Genomic DNA, 1,334 nt, shown 5'->3' on the forward strand with positions numbered 1-1,334 from the left:
AACTCGCCAACGGTAGCTGGTGATTGCTTCAGCTTGTCACTTCGAATTACGAGCAGAGAAAAGTTGCCTTGTTGGTAGGTTTGGCAACCAGCTTCATGATCGAACGGTTTATTGAACACGTCGATCCCTGTTAGCATTTTGATTTCATTATCAAACCACTCCAAAGGGTAGTGGTGATTCATGTGCTCTTCGAAAGCTTCTTGCAACAATTGCGGACGCTCAGAGCGAATTGCACTGTCGTCATTTAGGTTTTTTTCTGCCATCCAGAAAGGTAAAGATTGAAAGAACATCGAGATATTTCTACCAATCGGCTCTCTCACCAATGAGATGATGCGCACGTCTTGTTTACGTTTGAGCATGTGGCTCATAACGCTTCGCTTGAGCAGACGTTTTACATAATGCTTGTTTGGTTGATGAAGCTTTGCTCTCACTGGAGAGATCTGCTTGTTAGCATCAATCGCCATAAGGTCATGCAAATGAATCGAGTTAGGAATCGACTTTTCTAACGCACTCGAGCCGACTTTACCCATTTGATATATCAGCACCGGGCGTTCTTGGCTTTTTAATATCTGATACCAAGACGCATGTTGATTAGTAGGCGTATTTCTGGACATATAAAGTCTCTCCTTCCTTAGCTTTTGCTTGAGTGATAAGCACGCCAAGAGACGGTATCGAGTGTTGTATTTGTTTAGATAGCGCGACATTAACCAGTGATGCTTTGGTGGACTCGGAACGAATCACTGTGATGAGTCCGTTCGCATATTGGCCTAAGATGAGCGCATCACTGACCGACAACAGTGGTGGTGTATCGATGATGATGCGATCGTATTTATCTTGAAAATGGTCCAGTAGTTTTTTGAAGCGATTGGATGCCAGCAGCTCTTGTGGGTTGGGTGGAATCAGCCCAGCAGGTAGTACATCTAAATTGGCGTCATCGATGCGAACGATACAATCTTTTATTGCGGTATCCATCGTCAATATGTTGGTTAAACCTGGCTGGGACTCAGGAATATTGAATCGTTTGGCTAAAGATGGACGACGCAAGTCGCAGTCGATAATCAACACTTTCTCCATAGTCGAGAAGGACACCGCCATATTGATGCTGGTGGAGGTTTTGCCTTCCTCTGGAATCGCTGAAGTAAAAGGTAAGATCTTTTGCTTAGTGTTGGTCAGCCTTAATAGCAACGACGTTCGAACAGAGCGACAAGCTTCGCTAAAGAGTTTTTCATCTTTATCTAAGTAGGCGGTATAACTTACCCCATTTTTTCGCAGGGTACGTTTTTTCACCATTGGGATAACCCCCAAGCATGTCACGCCTAGCTTATCTTGAACAT

At 44.2% G+C, this 1,334-nt stretch carries 2 protein-coding genes; both read right to left on the minus strand.

The window, feature by feature from the left end; genetic code table 11:
- Positions 1-614 (minus strand): putative capsular polysaccharide synthesis family protein (locus tag R7Q48_RS24235; protein ID WP_318132633.1); only part of this gene is annotated, 614 nt, incomplete at its 3' end.
- Positions 592-1,334 (minus strand): CpsD/CapB family tyrosine-protein kinase (locus R7Q48_RS24240; RefSeq protein ID WP_318132635.1); only part of this gene is annotated, 743 nt, incomplete at its 5' end. The genes R7Q48_RS24235 and R7Q48_RS24240, both read right to left, overlap by 23 nt.

The organism is Vibrio sp. 378 (genome assembly GCF_033339435.1).